Origin of the sequence: Pseudoalteromonas sp. DSM 26666 (assembly GCF_900116475.1) — a bacterium.
Classification (GTDB): domain Bacteria; phylum Pseudomonadota; class Gammaproteobacteria; order Enterobacterales; family Alteromonadaceae; genus Pseudoalteromonas; species Pseudoalteromonas tetraodonis.
Genome location: NZ_FPAR01000003.1, coordinates 433,868 through 457,653, shown reverse-complemented (window position 1 = coordinate 457,653; position 23,786 = coordinate 433,868). Strand labels below are relative to the sequence as shown.

The window sequence follows — 23,786 nt, the reverse complement described above, 5'->3', positions numbered from 1 at the left end:
TAAAATATTCTTAAACAAGAACCAAATACTGTTTATCTGTATTTTTTGGCTTGCTCTAGAAAGTTTACGAATCGCAGGATCGTTAAAAAAGGCGTTAAGTTCCTCATCAGTAATCGAATCGAGCGGTTTATTAAAATAATGACTGAGTTTTAGTAAATGTTCACAGTAGCTTTTACATGTACTTTGCGAATAACCACGATAGGCTATTTCAGTTTTGACTTGTTCAATGAGTGTATTCATGACTTACCTCCAAGTTATGGGATAACCCCAAGGTAAGTGTGGCTCAAATGGTCAGAATAGGATCTCCGCGTAGCGGCTTAGTTCAACAATTTAATGGTGCTCTCGTCGCGCATATTTCTGCCGACTAAACGCTCATTTGTCTATTTTATATAGTTTTAACAAATAACCTAAGGTATTACTATTACTAAGTTTTCTAAAATATTTGAGTTAAGTTAAATAGATCAATATGCGATCAGCGCTCATTTTCATGAATATATGCGCAAAGAGCCGTTTAACAAATCAATTAGCGACGATATTAAGCAAATCTCAATGTCCGGTTATCGCTCTGAACAGCCATGCGGATAATATTTAAATCATATAACTACAAAACGTTACTTCTCGGTCATTTTAGTTTAAACCGATTTACTCATAAACAGGCTATACGGATCTAGTTCATAATTCCCAAACGGTTCACACTCTTTAAAACCAAATTGGACGTAGAGCTTTTGTGCGGGTAAAAATGCCTCTGCTGTTCCAGTTTCTAAACTTAGCTTTTTGTAACCTCGCAGTGTTGCCTGCTCAATAATATGCGTAAGTAGCTTAGCCGCTATGCCTTGGCGTAAATAGTTACTTGAGGTACGCATTGATTTAATTTCGCCATGAGTTGTATTGAGCGCTTTTAATGCGCCAACACCAGCTAAATTACAATCAATCCATAAGCTATAAAAGGTTATGTTGGGCTGAGTGAGTTTACTCACATCAAGTGCATGTACGCTCTCAACAGGTGAGTGCTTTAGCATATCGTTATGATGCGTTTGTAATAGTTTTATGACGTGTGGGTTTGAAAGCTCGCCTGTTCTAATTTCCATTTACAGCTCATTTTTTTTGTGTATTAATATCTAATATAAAGCGCTAATAACTTTATATTTAACTCATCATCAGTAAAAGCGATAACACTACCGAGTGGTTTCGAGTGTTCTAAGTCCCCTATTCGCATTTCAAACTTTTGATTATCAAAACTATCAATAAAAATATGTACTTCTTTATCCTCACCATAAAATGATGCGAAGTTGTCTGTAATGAGCATATTAAATATCATAGTTTCTTCCTTGTAGATTAAACATAAAATAATGATTACCTAGGACAATTTAAAGTTACAAGGTTTATAACGAAGGGGTACTATAAATTTTAAAATATTGATAAAAAATATTCTTTCTCGAAACTCCTTTAAGTGAAGAAACAAGAGGAAATAAGAATTCCTTGCTATCTAGTATTTCTATTTTCCATTTAACATCGCCAATAAAATGAAAAGTTAACGTGTTCGAGTTTTGAATATTATAATTTCGAAAAGATCCCGTTGAATACAGGCTACCAATCGTAGCTGAATCAACAATATCAAGGTGCTCATTCAAGAGATGGATATGAAGCATATCCTCGTAAGGAGTGTCATCCGTCATAAAGACAAGGTATTTACAACCTGCTTTAATACAAAGTTCCAAATAAGTACCATCAACAACTTTACCTGTTTGCGTATTATTTAAAAAGATACAGCTCTGTTCTGGAGACTTAGGGATTGTCTTAAATACTTGGCTTTCAAGTATGATCATCTTTTTCACCTAGCTATTACTTTTGACAGGCCAATTCTCGCCCACCGCAGGCTATCGTGGTCCACACTAGTCGGTATTTATGTAGAGGTCGTTTGATTGGCACCTTTCACCTAGAACCTCGAACCTCGAACCTCGAACCTCGAAAATAAAATCACATCAACTTCCAAACCACAAACGCTACAGCAAAACCAACCAAGTACACTAAACCTAACCACGTTAAGCTACGCAAAAGTAGACTGTGTTTAATCGCGGGCTCTGAGCGCACTAGGCTGAAGTTAAGCCATGCAAAAACCGGTGTGGTTACAAAAGCAAGTGTCATTGCAAAGGTAAGCATAGGGCCAAGGGCTGATTTAAAAAATAAAATAACCGCCATACCGGCCAATGCTTGCAGTATAAGCCACGTATTTAAGCTGTGTTTAGATTGCTTAAAACCAAGAAGTTTATGCGATTCGTTAAGTGTACGGGCGTAACCGTCAAGCACGGTGAGTGTGGTGCCAAACATACACAAAAACGCGATGGCTGATACCAAAGGCCTTGCCCACTCGCCTATTGTTGATGCGTACATATCAATCAGCTGTTTAGCAAAGGCAACCCCGCCAAGTTCTATATTACTGCTTTGCCCGTATTGCACTAACGCACCTAAACTAAAAAATACCAGCGCAAGCCCGGCAGTTAACCAATAACCTAGATTAAAATCGAATAAGCCTTGGCTTTTAGTCACACTTTGCTGAGTTTGTTTTTCTTTAAGCCACAACGAGCTCAGTGCCGATATTTCAATAGGCGCTGGCATCCAGCCCATTAAGGCAACCATAAAGCCTAACATGGCAAGTTCATATGGTGAGGGGCCAACGTAGTTTACAGGCGCTACTGGGCCGTTATTTATAGCAATAACCAATGCAGTGATGGTTGCTATAGTAAGTAGCCCCATAATAGCTTTTGCTACGTTATCGAGCGCTTTAAAATGCCCCAGTAATAATATAATTAAACACACGGCCAATATTACCCAACACAATAAGGTAACAGGAATGCTAATAGGTAATGCGTAGTGTAATAAGCTCGCCGTAAGCAGCAATACGCCCGCAGTATTTACCACAGCGGCGATAATATTCAGGGCAATAAAACTGTAAAAATAGCCAGGGCCTTGGTTTTTATACCCTTCTACTAAACTATTTTTGGTGGCGAGTGTGTATTCCATACCAAAACGAAAAAACGGGTACTTTAAAACGTTAACCACCACAATAAGCCAAAATAGCTGCCAGCCAAATAATGCGCCTGCTTGAGTAGAGGCCACCAAGTGTGAGCCACCAATGGCAGCGGTTGCCATTAAAATACCTGGGCCGAGCGCCCCTAACCGAGACTTCCATGTGTTTTGTGTGTACTGCATTAACTTCTCAAATTTGGTGTGTTATGTGCTTTTATTATTAATTTTTATCATTAATAAACTGTGTGAATGCATAACTTACCTAATTTACAGGCAATAAAAAAGAGCCCTTAGGCTCTTTTTAAAATAACACGCTGTTAGTTATTAATTTAAATCCATCTCTTGGATGATTTCATGTGCTATTTCTGGTGTGGTACTTACAGGCTTTTCATGTAAGTTCGCTTTTATTTGCCCTTTACGATGCTTTAGTGCGGCATCGAGTTTTTTAGCTGCGCTGGAAATAGCAGGATACATAACTTCGTTTTCCCCTTTTACCGATATACGCGCACCTTCATAATTTGTGCTAATTTCTGCTTGGAACTTATGATGCTCTTTTGAAAGAATAATATCTAGAGATATCAATGATGGAAAATGGCTCGCGACTTTTGAGAACTTTTCGTTAATGTGTTCTTTAATAGAATCAGTAACGTCAACATGGTGACCAGAAAGATTAATTTTCATAGGGTATCCTTTTATTTGTTACCTCATAGTTAGTATTGGGGGCTAAACGAATTAACACAAGAGAAAAAATGAAAATTACGCAATTATTTATTACCCCACCTGATTTAGATCATTCATTTAGCATTAAGTATGCAAAAAGCCGCTTTGAAGCGGCCTTTAAAGGTGTTGATAATTTAATCAACCAACAAATTAATCGGTGTATGAACAACAATAATCTGCAAAATCACTTACTTTTACATGAAAGCTCACATTAGCATCAACATTAAATGACTCGCCCGCATTAAATGTTTTCCACTCGCTTTCACCAGGTAGTAATACATCCCACTGCCCTGCTAACAACTCCATGCACTCTTTTTGGTTAGTATTAAACTCAAATTCACCGGGTTGCATAAAACCCAAGGTTTTTGCTTCACCGTTACCTAAAAGCACAGTACGGCTTGATACTTTGCCATCAAAGTACACATTGGCTTTTTTAACCACACTAACGTTATCGAACTTTGGCATGTTAACTCCTGTTGTTAATTTATAATTTTGTTACCCCCACAGTGCCTGATACATAAAAACCTTGCAAGTTAAGTGCTGTGAAAATTACTCATCTAAAATCCAAAAGGTTAAAAAAGAACGACTTTATAGAGAGATATGCTTCGAGCAACGGGCTACGAGTTTCGAACAGTACTTTTAGTGATTTATGGACAAAGAGAACTAAAAGACGCTGCGCTTTAGAGAAGTGATCAAACAACTATTTTTTATAATTTGGGTTTTGTATTACCTCATTTTCTTCTCATTCGCTTCTCTTTGTCCAAATTAATTTTTAATGATTTGTGCACAAAGAGGGCGATGAGACACTACGCTTTAGAGAAGTGATAAAAGTACAACTCATAAAAAAGCCCGCCCTGTTTACACAGCGCGGGCTTTTAAAACACTAAAGTAATTAATTAAAACAATGCGTTTGCTTTGTTAACTACATTTTCTACCGTAAAGCCGAAGAACTCAAATAGCTCGTTTGCCGGTGCCGACTCACCAAAGGTGGTCATACCAACTACTGCGCCATTTAGGCCTACATACTTGTACCAGTAATCAGCAATACCGGCTTCAATCGCTACGCGACGCGAAACGCTTGCTGGTAATACGCTTTCTTTGTACTCAGGCGATTGATCTTCAAACGCATCGGTACACGGCATAGATACAACACGTACCTTTTTACCCTGTGCACGTAGCTCTTTCGCAGAGTCTTGCGCTAGCTGTACTTCAGAACCCGTTGCAATCAAAATAAGCTCTGGGTTGCCGTCACAACTTAGGATATAACCACCCTTTTTAACATCGCTTAATTGCTGGGCATCACGAGCTTGTTGCTCTAAGCCTTGGCGAGTAAAGATTAAAGATGTAGGACCGTCTTTACGTTCAATAGCTTGTTGCCATGCAATTGCTGACTCAACTTGGTCACATGGGCGCCAGTTGTATAGGTTAGGCGTTAAACGCATGCTGGCAATTTGCTCAACTGGTTGGTGAGTTGGACCATCTTCACCTAAACCGATTGAATCGTGCGTGTATACAAAAATGCTTGGTTGCTTCATTAATGCAGCCATACGTACCGCGTTGCGTGCGTATTCCATAAACATTAAGAACGTTGCACCGTAAGGAATAAAGCCTTTATGCAGTGCAATACCGTTCATAATGGCCGACATACCAAACTCACGTACACCGTAGTAAATGTAGTTACCACTTGCATCATCAGCAGTTAAGCCTTTAGAGCCATCCCAAATTGTTAAGTTTGAACCCGCTAAATCGGCAGAGCCACCCATAAATTCAGGTAGTAACGGGCCAAACGCATTTAATGCATTTTGCGACGCTTTACGTGATGCTGGGTTTGCTGGGTTTGCTTGCAGCTCTTCAATGTACGCTTGTGATTTTTCAGCCCAGTCAGCTGGTAATTCTGAATGTGTACGGCGTTTGTATTCTGCTGCTAGCTCTGGGTATGCTTTTTCGTATGCGGCAAATTTTTCGTCCCAGCTTGCTTCAAGCTGTTGGCCTTTTTCTTTGTTATCCCACTGTGCATAAATATCTTCAGGGATTTCAAATGCATCGCCCGTCCAACCTAAAAACTCGCGAGACGCTTTAATTTCGTCATCACCTAGCGGTGCACCGTGACAATCGTGGCTACCTGATTTATTAGGTGAGCCGTAACCAATAATAGTTTTACAACAAATTAGTGTTGGCTTATCAGTCACGCTTTTAGCTTCTGCAATTGCTGCACTTACTGCATCGCTATCATGGCCATCAACGTCACTAATTACATGCCAGCCGTATGCTTTAAAACGTGCTGGGGTATCATCACTAAACCAACCTTCAACTTCACCGTCGATTGAAATGCCGTTGTCATCCCAAAATGCCACTAACTTGCCTAGGCCTAATGTACCGGCTAGTGAGCATGCTTCATGAGAAATACCTTCCATTAAACAACCATCACCCATAAACGCATACGTGTGGTGATCAACAATGTCATGGCCTTCACGGTTAAACTGCGCTGCTAATGCTTTTTCAGCAATCGCCATACCTACCGCATTTGTGATCCCTTGACCTAATGGGCCCGTAGTGGTCTCAATTCCTGGCGCGTATCCATATTCTGGATGGCCTGGTGTTTTAGAATGCATTTGGCGGAAGTTTTTAATTTCGTCCAGTGGCAAGTCATAACCACTTAAATGCAGTAGAGAATAAATTAGCATTGAACCGTGACCATTTGAGAGTATAAATCGATCTCGGTCAGCCCACTCTGGATTTGTTGGGTTATGTTTTAGATAATCGCGCCATAATACTTCTGCGATATCAGCCATGCCCATAGGGGCTCCAGGGTGACCAGATTTGGCCTTTTGTACTGCGTCCATTGACAAGACGCGAATAGCATTTGCAAGTTCTTTGCGAGATGGCATGAATTCTCCTACCTTTATATGTATTTGCGCGGGTATTTATTTATCCCCATTCTTACTTATTGTGGGGGCTGTGTGCAATTAAAAACCCATAAAAATAGGGCATTATGAATATTTTTTAAGAACCATTTACTATTAGATATTTTATTTAGACGTCTAGGCGTAAAAAAACTATGCAAGTTCATTTGTTTTAGATAAAATACGCGCCTTAATTTTTTAGCGCTAATACCGACGTTTGTGAAGCGCAATATTTGTGAGCATAATTACAATGGCAAAACATTTATTTACTTCTGAATCTGTTTCTGAAGGTCATCCGGATAAAATCGCCGATCAAATTTCTGATGCGGTACTTGATGCTATCCTAGAGCAAGACTCTCATGCCCGTGTAGCGTGTGAAACTTACGTTAAAACCGGTATGGTTATGGTTGGTGGTGAAATCACGACTAGCGCATGGGTTGATATCGAAGAAATTACACGTAAAACAGTACGTGAAATTGGTTACACACATTCAGACATGGGCTTTGATGCCGATTCGTGTGCAATTTTAAACACGATTGGTAAACAGTCTCCTGACATTAACCAAGGTGTTGACCGTACAAGCCCAGAAGAGCAAGGCGCTGGCGACCAAGGCCTAATGTTTGGTTACGCATGTAACGAAACTGAAGTATTAATGCCTGCTCCAATTACTTATTCTCACCGTTTAGTACAACGCCAAGCACAAGTGCGTAAAAGCGGCGAGCTTAACTGGTTGCGTCCAGATGCAAAATCACAGGTTACGTTTGCATACGAAAATGGCAAGCCAGTAGGCATTGATGCCGTTGTACTTTCTACTCAGCACAGCGAAGATGTATCGCAAAGTGATTTAGTCGAAGCGGTAATGGAAACGATTATTAAGCCAGTACTTCCTGCTGAGCTGATTACTAGTGCCACTAAATTCTTTATTAACCCAACTGGTCGTTTTGTAATTGGTGGACCAATGGGTGACTGTGGTTTAACTGGTCGTAAAATCATTGTAGATACTTACGGTGGCATGGCTCGTCACGGTGGTGGTGCTTTCTCTGGTAAAGATCCATCAAAAGTTGACCGCTCAGCGGCTTATGCTGCACGTTATGTTGCTAAAAACATTGTTGCTGCTGGCCTTGCTGACAAGTGTGAACTTCAGGTGTCTTATGCTATTGGTGTTGCAGAGCCAACATCTATCAGTGTTGAAACATTTGGCACAGGTAAATTAGAAGAAGCGCGTTTAATCGAACTTATTCGTGAACACTTTGACTTACGCCCTTACGGCCTAATTCAAATGCTTGATCTTGAGCGCCCTATTTATCTTCCAACAGCGGCTTACGGCCACTTTGGCCGTGATGAATTCCCATGGGAACGCACAGATAAAGCAGACGCACTTCGCGCAGCAGCTGGCCTGTAAGCCACCTAGCTAATATTAAAACGGCCCTTTTTAGGGCCGTTTTGCTATGTGTATTAAGTTAGTCATAAAACAGTCTCGAACTGTTTAACATTTTAGGTATATACTCTGCTTATACAATAAAGCGTGTTAGGGATAAAAAATGGCCGACAATTTTCGTGTTATATTTGTAGGACTTGCAGAAGGCGCAGACAGCCAAGCAGTGACCAATGCACTGACAGAAAAACTAAAAACCTCACCTGAAAAGGTGGCGGCATTTTTTAATGGCAAGCCGCTGTTTGCTCCTAGCAACAAAGAGAAAGCCCTTAAGCAAGCTAAGTTACTTTCAACGCTGGGGATCAAAAGCAAACTTCAGCAAACAGCCCCTACACAAGCTACTTCTCAAAAAGCGCACGACAGCCAGCGAGATCAGCGCTTATTTGATGCCCTAGATTACATTACTAGTAGCTTAATTCGTCTTGAAGAGAAACTTGAGGATCTTGAGCAACGTCTCCCCGAGGTTGAATTATCATTACCTGATGAAAAAAATGAAGTATGGGAAGATGACGATTTAATGCTTGATGAGCCACTCTCTACTACGCCCAAAAAACGCAGTAACCTTGTTTTATATTCGCTGATTTCTACAGCCGTAATATTACTTATTGTGCTTGCTGTGTACTTATTATTTCCTAATTTATTCTCTTTTTAATCATGGTTTAGTTATTTAATGAGTAATAATCGCGCACAAATAAGACTCGATATTCGTAAAGCACGTAATAACCTATCAAAAAACCAGCAAGAAATAGCGGCCCACTCGCTTAAAGTGAATTTTATTCAATATTTAAAAAGCATGAACTCGGCCAAAAAAAGCCATATCGCGCTTTATTTAAGCAATGATGGCGAATTAGATACCTCATTGTTAATTAATGAATTATGGAGCATTGAACAGCATGTTTACTTACCTGTAATTCACCCTTTCAACGGGGCTAATTTACTATTTCAACGATATGAAAAAAACTCACCCATGAGAGCAAACCGCTATGGTATCTTGGAGCCTAAGCTGAACTGCTCTCAAATATGCCCATTGCCAGCGCTTGATTATCTACTTATGCCACTTGTTGCATTTGATAAATTTGGTAATCGCCTTGGAATGGGGGGTGGGTTTTACGATAGAACCTTGGCACGTTTACACGAAGAAAACTTGCAGCAACCACAACTTATTGGCCTAGCACACGAATGCCAACAAGTGGATATGCTCCCAATTGAATCGTGGGATGTGCCTCTTAAAACTATTATTACACCCAATAAAACCTACTGTTGGTAACAATTAATCTTGTAAACTAACAGTCTATTTTTGACATAAATGAGCACATAGCAATGACACAAGATGAATTAAAAAAAGCAGCTGCATGGGCTGCACTGGAGTTTGTAAAAGAAAACACCATAGTGGGTGTTGGTACAGGCTCAACCGTTAATCATTTTATTGATGCTTTAGGCACAGTAAAAGACACCATCGTTGGTGCAGTATCTAGTTCAGAAGCGTCTACAGCACGTTTAAAAGAACTTGGTATAGAAGTATTTGAGCTAAATGATGTTGATGCTCTGGATGTATACGTTGATGGCGCAGATGAAATTAACGCTCTAAACGAAATGATTAAAGGCGGTGGTGCAGCGCTCACCCGTGAAAAAATAGTCGCGGCAGTGGCTAAACAGTTTGTGTGTATTGTTGATGACACCAAACTAGTCGATACCTTAGGGGATTTCCCACTGCCAGTTGAAGTTATTCCGATGGCGCGCAGCTATGTTGCCCGCGAATTATTAAAACTTGGCGGTGATCCTGTGTATCGCCAAGGTGTTGTAACCGATAACGGCAACGTTATTTTAGATGTACATAATTTAAAAATTACCCATGCTAAACAGCTTGAAACACAAATAAATCAAATTGTTGGCGTAGTCACCAACGGCCTATTTGCAGAGCGCGGTGCTGATAAAGTGATTATCGGCACAAAAAATGGGCCACAAATTAAATAGGATATGGTTATGAGTAAGGTATCGTTAGCAAAAGACAAAATTAAAATTCTCTTGCTTGAAGGTGTTCATCAAAGCGCTGTTGAAACGCTAAAACGTAACGGTTATAGCAATATCGACTACGTTAAAACATCGCTACCTGAGGACGAGCTTATTGAGCGCATTAAAGATGTGCACTTTGTGGGGCTGCGTTCTCGTACTCATATTAATGAATCGGTATTAAATGCAGCTGAAAAACTAGTTGCTATCGGTTGTTTTTGTATTGGTACCAACCAAGTAGATTTAAATGCAGCACGTGAACGCGGTATTGCAGTATTTAATGCCCCGTTTTCAAATACTCGCTCTGTAGCTGAGCTTGTACTAGGTGAAATACTGCTTTTATTACGTGGTATTCCACAGCGAAATGCCGCTGCGCACCGTGGTGGCTGGTTAAAAACAGCCAATGGCTCGTTTGAAGCGCGCGGTAAAACCTTAGGTATTATTGGCTACGGTCACATTGGTACTCAGTTGGGCATTATGGCTGAAAATATTGGTATGAACGTGGAGTATTACGACATTGAAGACAAACTGTCTTTAGGTAATGCGACACAAGTACATAACTTAACGCAGCTATTGCAACGCGCTGATATTATTAGCTTGCACGTACCTGAAACACCGCAAACTAAAAACCTGATTGGCACGGCTGAATTGGCGGTAATGAAGCAAGGCTCTATTTTAATTAACGCTTCACGTGGTACTGTCGTTGATATTGACGCCCTAGCAGAAGCGCTAACAGAGAAAAAACTCAGCGGCGCAGCAATTGACGTATTCCCAGTTGAACCTAAATCTAACGATGAAGAATTTATCTCGCCACTGCGTGAATTCGACAACGTTATTTTAACGCCGCATATAGGTGGTTCTACTCAAGAAGCACAAGAAAACATTGGTATTGAAGTAGCGGGTAAACTCGCTAAGTACTCAGATAACGGCTCAACTATTACCGCAGTTAACTTCCCTGAAGTATCATTGCCAGAGCTTGCTAATCGCAGCCGCTTGTTACACGTGCATCACAACCGCCCTGGCGTGCTAACGCAAATTAACCAAGCGTTTGCTCAGCACGGTATTAACATTGCCGCACAGTACTTACAAACCGATGAAGCAATTGGTTACGTGGTTATTGACGTAGACACCGATCACTCAGAAGTCGCACTTAAAGAGCTCAGTGCGGTTGAAGGTACAATTAGAGCGCGTATTCTTCACTAACTATCAGCTAAAATAATAAAAGCCGTACTTGAATAATCAAGTACGGCTTTTTTGTTTTAAATTGAATCCTGACGGCTTATAACTTACCGCTGTTATTTGCCTTTAACTTCTAAATTTATAAACTTAACCAGCTCTTCGGGTTGTCCTGCTAACATCATTAGTTGCTGATTCACTTCCATCATAGTTTTACCTTCAGGCAGTTTTGCAGACACACTAAACGAATTTAGTCCTTTAGCAAAATCAGTTAACGCCTTGGCTATTTCTTCGGTCACTGGTGCTTGTTGAAGCTGTTGATCAAGCATTGTTTGCATTTGCTCTAACGTCATATCTTGCTTTGCCAACTCGCTTTCTAATAAGCCTTTAAGATCACCTTGGTTATTAACAACTAAGCTAACATTACGTGGCTCTAGCTTACTCATTGCTTGCATAATCATTGTTTGCTGCTGTAACTCTTGCTCATAAGTAAGTGGCGTACTGCCTGCAGCTTTTTGAGCCTTACTGATTTCAAGTGAAGCGTCCATAAGCGCTTTAGAATTAGCAAGCCCCATGTCCATATCAATACTGGCAATATCATTAGCTTGCAGCTTAACAACAATATCACTGTTACCTGATTGCTCATCGTAATCTAATGAAGAGTGTAAATCATAACTGGCTGAGGCAAGTTGTGTATTTGTATCTGCAGGAAGTGTATCGACAAAGCTTTTATCAAATTGAAAGTTTTTTAACGTAAAAGCAGTATGTGGCGATATTTTATCGGTTTCGTAGCCTGTCACTTCAACATGCTCAACCGTGGCAATTTTATCGCCCTCAGGGCTAGTCACTTCAATATTACTAATGGCAACACTGTTTGAAATAACACTCGCCGATAGCTCTGCGTAGTTAAAACTAGCACCGGTTTGTTCGCTGACCAAGGCCAGCTGTTTATCAACCTCAGCACGTACCTCTTGTGTTGCAACATAGTTTGCATAGCTCACGCCACCCACACCTGCAGCAATAATCGCGGCTGCAATCACTAATTTTTTCATGTCATTTCCTTATTAAACTCTTTATATAAGTGGCTTTAAGCAAGACTAACATTGAGAACATGCATCGTTAAGCACTTTTTGTTTGCTAGTTAATTAAACTCAGTAGCTCGTGCACTGTTTTAACTGGCGTTATTTTAGCGCCCAGCCCTTCCATCGATTTATGGTAGTTACGAAATGGGATAAATATTTCAGTAAACCCATGTTGCGCCGCTTCTTTAACACGGGGTACACCACTGTCGATTGGACGGACATCTCCGTTTAAACTTAGCTCCCCCATAATACAGGTGGTTCGAGGTACAACAAACTCGTTCAAGCTACTTAAAAGTGCAGTAACAAGCGCTAAATCAATACAGGTTTCTGATTCATCAATTTTTAGGCCGCCCACAATATTAAAAAAAGTATCGTGGAATATTTTAGTTTTAGTGTGTTTACGTAAAATACCAGTGAGCATTTTAATCCGGTTCATATTTAAACCAACACATACTCGCTGTGGAAATTCTGCTTCTGTTTCAGTGGTTAAACATTGAATTTCGAGTAGTAGATTACGATTACCTTTACGAATACAAGTAATCGTCGACCCCGGTGATTCAGTGGTTGAACCGGATAAGAAAATTTCGCTGGGGTTATCCACACTGAGCATACCGCGTTCACACATTTTAAAAATGCCCACAGTATCTATATCACCAAAGCGGTTTTTATTAGCACGCAGCGTACGCACTTGACCATCATTGGTATCAATATGTAACAGTGCATCAACAATATGCACTAATGTTTGCGGGCCAGCTATTTCATTATTTTTATTTACGTGAGCAATAATGAACATAGTGACATCGTTTTGCTTACAATATTGGGTTAGCGCTTGAGCGGCACTTTTTACTTGCGAGGGTGAGCCAGGGCTACCATTAGCGGTGTCGGTGACCACGGCTTGAATAGAGTCGATAACGGCAAACTTAATTTTGTTTTTATCCAGCTCTTCAATAATGGTTTCAACACTGGTTTCAGAAAGTAAATAGAGCTCATCTTCGTTATAGTTAAGTTTTAAACGGTTTACTCGGTTTTTAAACTGCGACAAAGACTCCTCAGCAGTACAATAAAGCGATGGCATGCGCTGAGACATTCTTGCCACTAAATCCGATAGTAGCGTGGTTTTACCCGCCCCCGGATCGCCAGAAATAATATTAACCGAGCCGGTGGTTACACCGCCGCTTAGTACACGGTCAAGTTCGCCAATTTCAGTAAGCTGTTTTTCTGCCTCTGAGGTTGCTACTTCATTAATTTTTTTAGAGCCACCGCCAATACCACCGGCGTAGCCACCGACACTTGCACGAGCTGCTACTTTTTTGCTTTGCCCTGCAGAAGGTTTAAACTCTGCTAATGTGTTCCACGCACCGCAGCGACACTGACCTTGCCAGCGTTGATAGTTCATGCCACATTCTGTACAAACAAACTCTACTTTTGCCGCTTTAGCCATTTAAAACCTTACCTACTATTCTTTATTTTGAAATATTGACTGTTAAGCGCTTATTTTGCCATTGCTGGCTTTACCTTAGCAACAACGCCTTGTGGAATAGCGCATTTAGTATCACACTCACACTATACTGGTGCCGTTTTACTGAACCTGCTTTAGGGCATGCTTCTTGCTTTAAAAAGCTAATAAAAACATGCCAATTAATTGGCTCATAACGAATAACAATAAACACAAAGTATAGTTACGCATAATATCGTGGTCGCATTTAACTACTTTTCGATATTAGATTTATTTAATTCTCTAATAAATGATTGCAACAGTATACCTACTTTTAAATTAGACGGTGATGATTTATAAATGGCTGAAGACGTATTGCTCAAGCATGAAGCGCTTGTAAATGAATTAAAACAGTATTTGGGAAATGCTAAGTTTGATCTCATTTTCAAGTCAAAAACCGCCGAGTTAAGCAAACCCGAGCAGTTTTTAATAAAAATGGAAATGTCGCGTTTATCTCAGCCGATAGACCGCTTTATTGATCTGCGTGGCTCAGTAACCGGCCAAGTAAAACCATATGAGCATAACGGTAAACAACACTTTATGGATGACACCGCCATTGAAGTATTCGAAGCGGCAATAAAACAACATAAAGGCTACACCCTTGCCGTGTACGAAGCGGTGATGAACACCGAAAATAATTATCGTGTATTACAGCAAAAATCAACGACCACCCCAGCTAAAATAATTGAACCATTACCCGAACTACCCACCGATGTAATTAAGTTTGCGGCTTATGAAAGTCGTAGCGAAGAGCGAATGAATTACTCAATTAAAATTACTATTGAGTACGATGAGCAAACAAAAATTGAAGCAAGTACTTCTGATATTTCACTCAGTGGCTGTAAAATTAAGTTGGCATCCCGCTATAACTTAAAAAAAGGTCAGCTTATTGTTATGCACTTAGTTGGCCTTGAACAAGATTTTGAGCTTGGGTTAAAAAATGGGATTGAATACGAAGTGGTTGCGATAGAAAACACCTCGGATGAATTTAATCATATTCGCTTAAAACGCACATTTAAAGAAAACAACACCGCGTTTGACCATTTTTTAGAAAGCTTTATTCACGGCAATAAACGCCGCTACAAAGTGAACTTAGATAACACCCTCGATGCAGTTATTTCTAAAGGATACGAGCAATATTACATTCCTAGGGTCAATTCGCTATACGTTTTTATAAGTCAAAAAAACGGTGTTTATTATCCAAGCTTAAGTTTAACTACAGAAAACAGCCTGTTTATTCAGCGTTACTTTACCGATGAGCGCAAAGTATCTTGCCTATACAGTGTGTTAAACCATAAGCGTATTCGTAACTTGGCACTAAAACCTGTTGCTGTAAAAGAGGAATATTTATATACCTTTACCCATGTCTCTGCAGGAAAAATTTACTACTATTCAGCCACTCGTTCAGAGCTTGAGCAACATGCACAATTAAAAGCGTTATTTTTTGGTTTTGGTAGCCGAAGAGACAGTTGGCGCTGCTTTAAATTACAATTGATGCCAAGCCATACTGAAGATGCTTATATTCCTTTATCTTTACCTAACTCTTTGGGTAAGGATATTGAGAAACTTAATAAACCGCCTTCACCACGTGTTGAAGGCGCCATAAAAGACGTAAAATATTTAATGCTACTTACTCAAGTAGGTAATAAGCATGAACAACAGCATTATCAACAGTATGAATTTGATAAAGCCTTGGCCAATAAATTGAAATTGTTTGGCCACAGTAAGCATGCATCACCGCCGGAGCTAAATACCGTGCCGTTAGAGTACGTGAACCTTCGTTCTAATAAGCGTTACCTTTATAAAACCAGCGTCGTTATTAACACCCGTGACTCAGTACTGCATGGCCATACTCGGGACTTTTCAGTCTTTGGTTTACAGCTAGAGTGTAATCAAGAAGTAAACTTTAAAAAAGGCGATATCGTGTCGCTGTCATTCCCTGATTTACAAAAAATCACCAAAAGTTATTCATTAAGTCTTATTCAATATGAAGTGATGGCGGTAAGTAAATCGTTAACCACGATTAATTTAAAAGCACATGTAGAGAAAAAATTGCCTCATACTGGGGTCGATTTTTTTACTCTTTTAATTGACAGCAATAAACAAAAATTAAAAATAGCAGAGGAGTCACCTAAAGTACCTGGGCTTTCTACAGCACTTAGAAATATGGTAACCAAAACACTTTGCCAGTTCCCAATATACTTACATAAATCAATGGCTCACTTTGAAATTGGCGCCATGGGATTTGGTTTATATCCAAGCCCTCTGCATGTTATTTTACAAAATTTTGCACTGCTAAATACTAAAACAGACTTATCAAATATTATTACTAAAGCGCACATTGCTGATGTGATCACCCCGAATATTAAAGAGCGCTCTCGCCAAGACTCGCCATTAGAATTTAGTTTGGTGATTAACTTCGATCCTAAAAAAGAAAATATAGCCGATGCAATTACCAGTCAGTGTATTTTAGGCACCGACTGCAGCGAGTTTAAACAGCAAGTAAGTAAAGGGCTGAAGTCTGAGCTGGTTTTTATAATGCGTTTATATATTTCACGTACTGGTCGACTCGATACTGACTACTTAGCAAATGAGCTAAAATACGTTAGCCAATACGCAATTCACAAGGCTAAAGACTTAGAGGATGCCTTGTGGTCAGTATCGGGAGTTGGCGATATTATTGATGTAAGTGACGAAGCCCTTGTACATTTATCGCTCAACCAACAACAGGTTGAGCAAATGTCTAGGCGAAAACTAATTTGGTTAAACCGTTTACGTTAACCCTGTGATGGATTTAGCGGAACCGCCAACATATACAGCAATTGTAATAACGAGCCTTGGCAAATAGCTGCTTGGGCTTGTTCAACTACTTTAGGTTTGCCATGCACAGCAACGCCTAATCCTGCTTGAGCCATCATTTTTAAATCATTTGCGCCATCACCAATGGCAACAGTTTGCGTTTTTTCAAGGCCTAGTTTTTGTTGGAGCGATTCTAAAATAACCGCTTTTTGCTCAGCATCAACAATGCCTCCTAACACCTTACCTGTTAGTTTATCGTCTTTAAATTCCAATACATTGGCATGCACTTCATCTAAATTAATTAACTCTTGTACACGCTCTGCAAAGGGCACAAACCCGCCTGATGCAATGGCTAAATACCATTGGTGGTGCTTTAAAATTTGGCACAATGCCTTAATACCCGGCATTAAAGGCAGTGCACTTTTTAGATCATCAATTAAGCTTTTTTCAATCCCTTTTAGCTTGGCAACGCGTTGGTTTAAACTCTCACTAAAATCAAGCTTGCCTGCCATTGCCTGCGCGGTCACGCTGGCAACCTCGTCATATACATTGGCTAAACGCGCAATTTCATCAATGCACTCAATAGTAATGGCTGTTGAATCCATATCCATTACCAATAATCCTGGTTTTTTTAAATCAGGGGGATTGGTTACTTGCACTAACTGACACGTCAAGGTATTTGCAAAAGTTTGAAGTTCAAGTGGGTTTATTGCCTGCTCTGTATTTTCTATATAAAAACATAATGCCGGAGATAACCCTAAATCTGGCTGGTATTGGCACATTGCTGTCACATTTTGCTGATGAGTGGCAAAAAATTCAATCATGCTATTGATATGCGCCATACTAAAATCGCCTGCAAATGCGATACTAAAAAGCCCTCGTTCTCTGCTTGGAATTGTATTTAAAGGTGCAAATACGCCCTTTTGATAGCTGAACCATTTATTTAGGGTAAGTTGTGATAATGGTTGCTCAGCGCTGTGCTGTGCCATGTTCGCGTTCGACATGGGTTCTCCGTTTATATTTCCTGACATTTAGCGCATTGATGATAAGGATATAAGATACAAAATTCGCCATCAGGGTGGATTTAAGGTTATAGTGTAGTTGTAACATCAAATCAAAATGCTGTCAGCAGCATATACGGTGACTATGAAAAATAACCATCTTAAAAATCCACTTACAGCCTCGCAAAAAAAGCGTTTAGTCCGTTTGCTATTGGCCGCTGGCTGCTTTGTATTATTAAGCTGGGTGGGTATAAATAGTAGCTTTCAAAGTCATCAACTGCTTTACGATAATGCCAATAGCGCAGCTAAATCTCTCACTCAGTTTATGGCACTGAATGCTAAAAATCCGCTGATAGAAAAAAACAAGCAGCAACTGACCACCTTATGCAACAATATCAGTAAAGATGAATTTGTACTCTCGGCCACTATTTATGACAAACAAGGTGTGGTACTTGCGAGCAGCGATAATTGGCAATCGCATCATGTGTATGGCTTATTACCTGACTCATCACCGGGTATTAGTAAGTTAAAAACGCCTTTTGTTGAGCAAGTTATTTCAGACGACAACCGCCCGATTGGCTTTGTATCTATTACCTATTTAACCCGTGCTGCGGTATCGGCTAGCCATAATCATTTTCATGATTTAGGTCGCCAAGTGCTACTTATGTTAGTGATTGCCTGTATTTTTACTTGGCAATTAGGCCGAGGATTAAAGCGCTGGCAAGTAAATCGTTATATACAAAAAACCTCTGAGCATGAATCATAAAGCTGCTCAGCTAATTGAAATTTATCGCTATTTGGTTTTAAACCATAAAGCGCATCAAATACGTTAGGAATATGCAATGGGGTATTTACCTCCCCTTGATAGCCACTTAGCGGCATTGAAGGTGAGTCTGTCTCAAGCACTAAATGCTGCGGCTCAAGCTTTGCTACAACAGCACGTGTTTTAGCTGCACGCTCGTAAGTTATAACCCCACCGACTCCAAGTTTAAAACCCTGCTTTATATAATAGTGCGCTTGTTGAATTGAGCCTGAAAAAGCATGGATCACACCGCCGTTTTTTGGCCTACAACGCTTAAACGACTGCGCAATTAAATCATGGCTTTGCCTGTGATGAACAATTAGCGGTAAATCAAGCTCATTAGCAAGCGCTATTTGCTGCTCAAACAAAAAGGTTTGTTTTTCAAGATTGGAAATACTGCGATCGAGCCCGCACTCACCAATAGCCACCAGCTGTGTTTTATTTGCTTTAGCAAAATTAAATAATGACTCTAAATGTGATTGTTGGTGTTGCTCTAAAAAATAAGGATGTAGCCCTGCCGCTATTCTAATTTGTGGGTAGGTTGCTTTAAACTCTAGTAGGTTTTGAGATTGCGCCAAGCTAATACCTGGCACAATAAATTGGCTAACGCCCTTTGCTACACAGGCATTAATAAGTGATTCGCGGTTTGCATCAAACTCACTAAAATCAAGATGGCAATGCGAGTCTATAAACTTCAAAAAACTAGCCCACTACGGATTTAAGCGCGTTATTTGCCAGCTACTATCGGCCTGACGCTGATACATAAAGCGATCATGTAGACGGTGAGCTCCGCCTTGCCAAAACTCGATTTTTTGCGGCACAACACAATATCCACCCCAAAAATCAGGGAGTGGTATTTCACCTTTGGCAAACTTGTTTTTCATATTGGCAAAGGTTTCCATTAACACTTTGCGCGACGACACCGGGCGGCTTTGTTGCGACGCCCAAGCGGCTAATTGACTTTCTTTTGGACGTGATAAAAAGTACTTAGCCACGGCAGACGTTGGAAGCGGCTGCGCCTCACCATATACAATTACTTGGCGCTCCATGTGGTGCCATGGAAAGTGCAAGGAAATTTTATTATTGCCTTTAAGCTCTTGTGCTTTTCGTGAACCGGTATTAGTAAAAAACACAAAACCGTTATCATCTAAATGCTTTAGCAGCACAATACGCTGTGAAGGCTGACCAGTGTCATCAACCGTAGCGACCACCATTGCTGTAGGGTCGGGCAAATTACTGGCAACAGCATGCTCAAGCCAGGTTTCAAACTGCTTAAACGGATCATCAAGCAAGTTGTCTTCACTGAGCGCATCTTGCAGGTATTCACGACGAATATCTTCGAGTTTCATATCAAATCCTTCTAAAGAGCTATCAGCTATCAGCTATCAGCTATCAGCTATCAGCTATCAGCTATCAGCTATCAGCTATCAGCTATCAGCTACAAAATTGGTGGACATACCGAACAGTGTCAATATAAATCTAACACCTAAACCTAAAATTATCTGTAAGTCTAGGAGTGCTAGCAAGGCGGTAAAACTATTTATGCATAGGAGCATACGGTTTGTATGTGACTTAGGCTAAATAGTTTTACCAACGCAGCTAAAGCGAACTACACGCAGCAGACGTTCACCTAAGTAGTTTAGTCTAAGATAAGGCGGACACTCGACTTATCCCTGCGAGCATACGTAGTTGTATGTGATTAGGGTCAACTATTTAGTGCCAAGCTTCGCATCTGCAAGTGTAGAAGTGCTGACAAGGCGAAGTGCTTTTTTATGCCAAGGAGCATACGTTTTTGTATGTGACTTAGGGTAAAAAAGCACGACAACGCAGTCAAAGCGAACTACACGCAGCAGATTACATTTGCTCCATGACTTCGATACCTAACAGATCTAAACCCGTTTTTAACGTATCTGCCACTAAATTACACAACACTAAACGACTATCACGAACACTTGGCTCTACGCCCTCTTTAAGTACAGGGCAAGCTTCATAGAATGTCATGTATAAACTAGCTAGTTCGTATAAGTAACCACATAATACGTGCGGTGTTGCTTCATTGATCATCAGATCAAGGACTTCTTCTAACTGCAATAATTTAAGCGCGAGCGTTTTCTCTTGCGGCTCAATAATACTTACATTGGCTTTTAAGCTTGCAGCATCAACGCCAGACTTACGGAAAATACTGCGAACACGCGTATAAGCATATTGCAAGTAAGGGGCTGTTGCACCTTCAAAGCTTAGCATGCTGTCCCAGTTGAAGATGTAATCGCTGGTACGATGCTTAGAAAGGTCAGCATATTTAACTGCGCCAATACCCACTTTACGTGCAATTTCACTACGGTCTTCGTCAGATAAATCTGATTCACGCTCAGCCAATTTAGCTGCTGCGCGAGTAATTGACTCTTCAAGCAAATCAGCTAATTTAACCGTGCCGCCTGTACGGGTTTTAAATGGTTTACCATCAGCGCCCATCATGGTGCCAAATGGGCAAAACTCGTAACTAGTTTCATCGCGTAACAAACCGGCTTTACGTGCAGTTAGCTCTACTTGATTAAAGTGAAGGCTCTGGCGTGCATCAACAAAAATTAAAATACGCTCAGCGCCTAGCTTGTTTGAGCGATAATCACACGCTGCTAAATCTGTGGTTGCATATAAGAAGCCGCCACCTGATTTTTGTACGATAAACGCTGAAGGTTCACCGTCTTTATTTGCCAGCTCATCTAAAAATACCACTTGTGCGCCTTGCGACTCTACTGCGATATTTTTATCTTTTAATAAGCTAATAATATCGTTAAGTTCACTGTTATAAGCACTTTCAGCCATAATGTCGGCAGGTGTCAGTGTTACATTTAAACGCTTGTATACTTCTTCAGAATGCTTAACTGAAGTGGCAATAAATAGTTTCCACAGTTTTTCACAGTGTGCGTCGCCACCTTGCAGTTTAACTACGTAGTTACGCGCTTTATCGGCAAAGCCTTCTTCGTCGTCAAAACGCTTTTTCGCATCGCGGTAAAAGGTTTCTAAATCAGCAAGCGCAACAGTATCTAAATCAACACCTTGGTTAATTTGATCTTCTAAATGCGCAATTAGCATACCAAACTGTGTGCCCCAATCACCCATGTGATTTTGACGAACAACGGTATCGCCTCTAAATTCAAGCGCACGTACTACGGCATCACCAATAATAGTTGAGCGTAAGTGACCTACGTGCATTTCTTTTGCAAGGTTAGGCGATGAGTAATCAACCACTACTTTTTGTGGTTTGGCGTGCTCATTTACGGCAAGTTTTGCGTGGTTATTAGCAGCTTGTACGCTTTGAGCTAAAAACTCCGGCTTTAAGTGAATATTAATAAAACCAGGGCCAGCAATTTCCGTTTTTTCGGCAATGTCGCTTACATCTAACTGATCAATAATTTTTTGCGCCAATTCACGCGGGTTACTTTTCATTTTTTTAGCTGCGCCCATCGCGCCATTAATTTGGTAATCACCAAACTGTGGGCGAGTGCTTTGGGTAACCGCTGGGTTAGTATCTTCTGGTAGGCCTGCGGCGGTCATAGCGGCAATGGCTTTTTCTACTAAAATAGTACGAATATTCATAATATTATTTACCTTTATAAGCCCGCCAAAGCAGGCTTTGTGTTAATTCTAGAGGCTAAGTGCTAGTTTTCACGCGTGTGATTAAATGTCACTTCAGGGTAACGCTCTGTCGACAAGTTAAGATTTACACGACTCGGCGCGATGTAAGTTAAATTATCGCCACCATCAAGTGCTAAGTTGCTTTCGCACTTACGTTTAAATTCTTCAAACTTTTTAACATCATCACAGCTAACCCAACGGGCTGTATTTACATTCACGCTTTCGTAAATTGCATCAACGTTATATTCAGCTTTTAAACGCGCTACCACCACGTCAAACTGCAACACACCTACCGCACCTACAATTAAGTCATTATTAATTAATGGTCTGAATACTTGTACTGCGCCCTCTTCTGAAAGCTGTACCAGTCCTTTTAATAGCTGTTTTTGTTTTAATGGATCGCGCAGACGAATACGTCGGAATAATTCAGGGGCGAAGTTTGGAATACCGCTGAACTTAATTTTTTCGCCTTGGGTAAAGGTATCACCAATTTGAATCGTACCGTGGTTATGTAAACCAATAATATCACCAGCGTAAGCATCAGCTGCACGCTCACGATCGCCCGCCATAAAGGTTACCGCATCAGAAATACTCACTTGTTTACCTATACGCACATGATTCATTTTCATGCCTTGGCTGTATTTACCCGACACAATACGCATAAAGGCAATACGGTCACGGTGTTTTGGATCCATGTTGGCCTGAATTTTAAATACAAACCCAGTGAAGTTTTCTTCTGTGGCTACAACTTGGCGGTCTTCTGTTTCACGAGGTAAAGGCGTTGGCGCCCATTCAGTCAGTCCATCTAGAACATGATCTACACCAAAGTTACCAAGTGCAGTACCAAAGTATACAGGCGATAACTCACCCGCTAAGAACAGATCTAAATCAAACTCGTGTGATGCACCAATAACCAGCTCTAACTCGTCACGTAACTGGGCTGCAAGTTCATCACCAATCGCTTGGTCAAGCTCTGGGTTATCAAGTCCTTTAATGCTACGCACTTCTTGAATAGTATGACCTTGGCCTGTTTTGTATAAAATAGTTTCTTCGTTATGGATATGGTAAACACCTTTAAATTCTTTACCACAGCCAATTGGCCACGTAATAGGTGCACAAGCAATATTTAGCTCTGTTTCTACTTCGTCGAGTAGTTCCATTGGGTCGCGAATATCACGGTCACATTTATTCATAAAGGTAACAATCGGCGTGGTGCGCAGGCGTGTTACTTCCATTAACTTACGGGTACGTTCTTCTACACCTTTGGCGGCATCTATCACCATTAAACACGAATCTACCGCGGTTAATGTACGGTAAGTATCTTCAGAGAAGTCTTCGTGTCCTGGAGTATCAAGTAAATTAACTAACGCATTGTTATATGGAAATTGCATTACTGAGGTAGTCACAGAAATACCACGCTCTTTTTCCATTTCCATCCAATCAGACTTAGCATGCTGATTAGAGCCACGGCCTTTTACTGTTCCGGCTTTTTGAATTGCTTGTCCGAATAACAATACTTTTTCTGTGATAGTGGTTTTACCCGCATCCGGATGCGAGATGATCGCAAAGGTACGGCGTTTATTAATTTCGCTAAGGAGATTTTGGTCTGCCATTAAAAAGGTTCTTTTAGTTGATATACGGATGTATTTGTATTTTAGTATGCTGAGCTTTCAAGGCTAAAAACAAGCTAACCTAGAAAG

22 protein-coding genes are annotated in these 23,786 nt (G+C 40.5%); 7 read left to right on the top strand and 15 right to left on the bottom strand.

Annotated elements, in window-relative coordinates:
* From BM380_RS08245 to tkt, 8 genes are all read right to left on the bottom strand, one after another.
* On the bottom strand, positions 1–240 hold a 240-nt coding region (locus BM380_RS08245), incomplete at its 3' end, for a phage integrase N-terminal SAM-like domain-containing protein (RefSeq protein ID WP_175527455.1).
* 392 nt (positions 241–632) lie between these two features.
* Entirely contained in the window at positions 633–1,088 is a 456-nt protein-coding gene (locus tag BM380_RS08240) for a GNAT family N-acetyltransferase (RefSeq protein WP_090493919.1), read from the bottom strand.
* Between the two features lie 23 nt (positions 1,089–1,111).
* Positions 1,112–1,318, bottom strand: a complete 207-nt coding sequence (locus BM380_RS08235) for a hypothetical protein (protein ID WP_028833928.1) — start codon at positions 1,316–1,318, stop codon at positions 1,112–1,114.
* A 64-nt stretch (positions 1,319–1,382) separates the two neighbouring features.
* Positions 1,383–1,826 (bottom strand): hypothetical protein, encoded by a 444-nt coding sequence (locus BM380_RS08230; protein WP_090493917.1) that lies wholly within the window; start codon positions 1,824–1,826, stop codon positions 1,383–1,385.
* 151 nt (positions 1,827–1,977) lie between these two features.
* A complete protein-coding gene (locus BM380_RS08225) occupies positions 1,978–3,210 on the bottom strand; it encodes an NRAMP family divalent metal transporter (protein WP_090493915.1) in 1,233 nt (410 codons plus the stop codon).
* Positions 3,211–3,351: 141 nt separating this feature from the next.
* Complete coding sequence (gene raiA / locus BM380_RS08220) at positions 3,352–3,708, bottom strand: ribosome hibernation-promoting factor, HPF/YfiA family (RefSeq protein WP_013465684.1); 357 nt, start codon at positions 3,706–3,708, stop codon at positions 3,352–3,354.
* Between the two features lie 189 nt (positions 3,709–3,897).
* Positions 3,898–4,212, bottom strand: a complete 315-nt coding sequence (locus BM380_RS08215; RefSeq protein ID WP_010387728.1) for a pyrimidine/purine nucleoside phosphorylase — start codon at positions 4,210–4,212, stop codon at positions 3,898–3,900.
* Positions 4,213–4,643: 431 nt separating this feature from the next.
* On the bottom strand, positions 4,644–6,635 hold the full coding sequence (gene tkt, locus BM380_RS08210) for a transketolase (protein WP_028833925.1): 1,992 nt from the start codon (positions 6,633–6,635) through the stop codon (positions 4,644–4,646).
* 265 nt (positions 6,636–6,900) lie between these two features.
* Between tkt and metK the strand changes: the two genes are divergently transcribed.
* From metK to serA, 5 genes are all read left to right on the top strand, one after another.
* Positions 6,901–8,052, top strand: coding sequence for a methionine adenosyltransferase (metK, locus tag BM380_RS08205; protein WP_010387726.1), 1,152 nt, complete (start codon positions 6,901–6,903; stop codon positions 8,050–8,052).
* A gap of 139 nt (positions 8,053–8,191) precedes the next feature.
* A complete protein-coding gene (locus BM380_RS08200) occupies positions 8,192–8,737 on the top strand; it encodes a hypothetical protein (RefSeq protein ID WP_028833924.1) in 546 nt (181 codons plus the stop codon).
* A gap of 18 nt (positions 8,738–8,755) precedes the next feature.
* A complete protein-coding gene (locus tag BM380_RS08195) occupies positions 8,756–9,352 on the top strand; it encodes a 5-formyltetrahydrofolate cyclo-ligase (protein WP_090493913.1) in 597 nt (198 codons plus the stop codon).
* A 53-nt stretch (positions 9,353–9,405) separates the two neighbouring features.
* The gene (gene rpiA / locus BM380_RS08190) at positions 9,406–10,059 is read left to right on the top strand and encodes a ribose-5-phosphate isomerase RpiA (RefSeq protein WP_013465690.1); all 654 of its coding nucleotides are present in this window, start codon (positions 9,406–9,408) and stop codon (positions 10,057–10,059) included.
* 9 nt (positions 10,060–10,068) lie between these two features.
* Entirely contained in the window at positions 10,069–11,298 is a 1,230-nt protein-coding gene (gene serA, locus BM380_RS08185) for a phosphoglycerate dehydrogenase (RefSeq protein WP_028833921.1), read from the top strand.
* A 92-nt stretch (positions 11,299–11,390) separates the two neighbouring features.
* Here the strand turns inward: serA and BM380_RS08180 are convergent, their stop codons facing one another.
* The gene (locus tag BM380_RS08180; RefSeq protein WP_090493911.1) at positions 11,391–12,323 is read right to left on the bottom strand and encodes a hypothetical protein; all 933 of its coding nucleotides are present in this window, start codon (positions 12,321–12,323) and stop codon (positions 11,391–11,393) included.
* An 85-nt stretch (positions 12,324–12,408) separates the two neighbouring features.
* Positions 12,409–13,794 carry a DNA repair protein RadA gene (gene radA, locus BM380_RS08175; RefSeq protein ID WP_013465693.1) on the bottom strand — a complete coding sequence of 462 codons (1,386 nt, stop codon included), beginning with the start codon at positions 13,792–13,794 and terminating at the stop codon, positions 12,409–12,411.
* 354 nt (positions 13,795–14,148) lie between these two features.
* On the opposite strand from radA, the gene BM380_RS08170 reads away from it, so the two are divergent.
* On the top strand, positions 14,149–16,629 hold the full coding sequence (locus BM380_RS08170) for a PilZ domain-containing protein (RefSeq protein ID WP_090493909.1): 2,481 nt from the start codon (positions 14,149–14,151) through the stop codon (positions 16,627–16,629).
* On the opposite strand, the gene serB is transcribed toward BM380_RS08170, so the two are convergent.
* Positions 16,626–17,651 (bottom strand): phosphoserine phosphatase SerB, encoded by a 1,026-nt coding sequence (gene serB / locus BM380_RS08165; RefSeq protein ID WP_036953510.1) that lies wholly within the window; start codon positions 17,649–17,651, stop codon positions 16,626–16,628. The genes BM380_RS08170 and serB overlap by 4 nt on opposite strands.
* 142 nt (positions 17,652–17,793) lie before the next feature.
* Here serB and BM380_RS08160 point away from each other — a divergent pair, with 142 nt between their 5' ends.
* Positions 17,794–18,414 (top strand): AhpA/YtjB family protein, encoded by a 621-nt coding sequence (locus tag BM380_RS08160; protein WP_013465696.1) that lies wholly within the window; start codon positions 17,794–17,796, stop codon positions 18,412–18,414.
* On the opposite strand, the gene BM380_RS08155 is transcribed toward BM380_RS08160, so the two are convergent.
* The 4 genes from BM380_RS08155 to prfC all read right to left on the bottom strand — a co-directional run bounded on the left by BM380_RS08155 (position 18,381) and on the right by prfC (position 23,699).
* Positions 18,381–19,148, bottom strand: coding sequence for a TatD family hydrolase (locus BM380_RS08155; protein ID WP_090493908.1), 768 nt, complete (start codon positions 19,146–19,148; stop codon positions 18,381–18,383). The genes BM380_RS08160 and BM380_RS08155 overlap by 34 nt on opposite strands.
* 12 nt (positions 19,149–19,160) lie before the next feature.
* Positions 19,161–19,799: a pyridoxamine 5'-phosphate oxidase gene (gene pdxH / locus BM380_RS08150; RefSeq protein WP_090493906.1), complete on the bottom strand. Its 639-nt coding sequence runs from the start codon at positions 19,797–19,799 to the stop codon at positions 19,161–19,163.
* 505 nt (positions 19,800–20,304) lie between these two features.
* Positions 20,305–22,047: an arginine--tRNA ligase gene (gene argS, locus BM380_RS08145; RefSeq protein ID WP_064663613.1), complete on the bottom strand. Its 1,743-nt coding sequence runs from the start codon at positions 22,045–22,047 to the stop codon at positions 20,305–20,307.
* A 62-nt stretch (positions 22,048–22,109) separates the two neighbouring features.
* A complete protein-coding gene (gene prfC / locus BM380_RS08140; RefSeq protein ID WP_028833913.1) occupies positions 22,110–23,699 on the bottom strand; it encodes a peptide chain release factor 3 in 1,590 nt (529 codons plus the stop codon).
* Between the last annotated feature and the right edge of the window lie 87 nt (positions 23,700–23,786).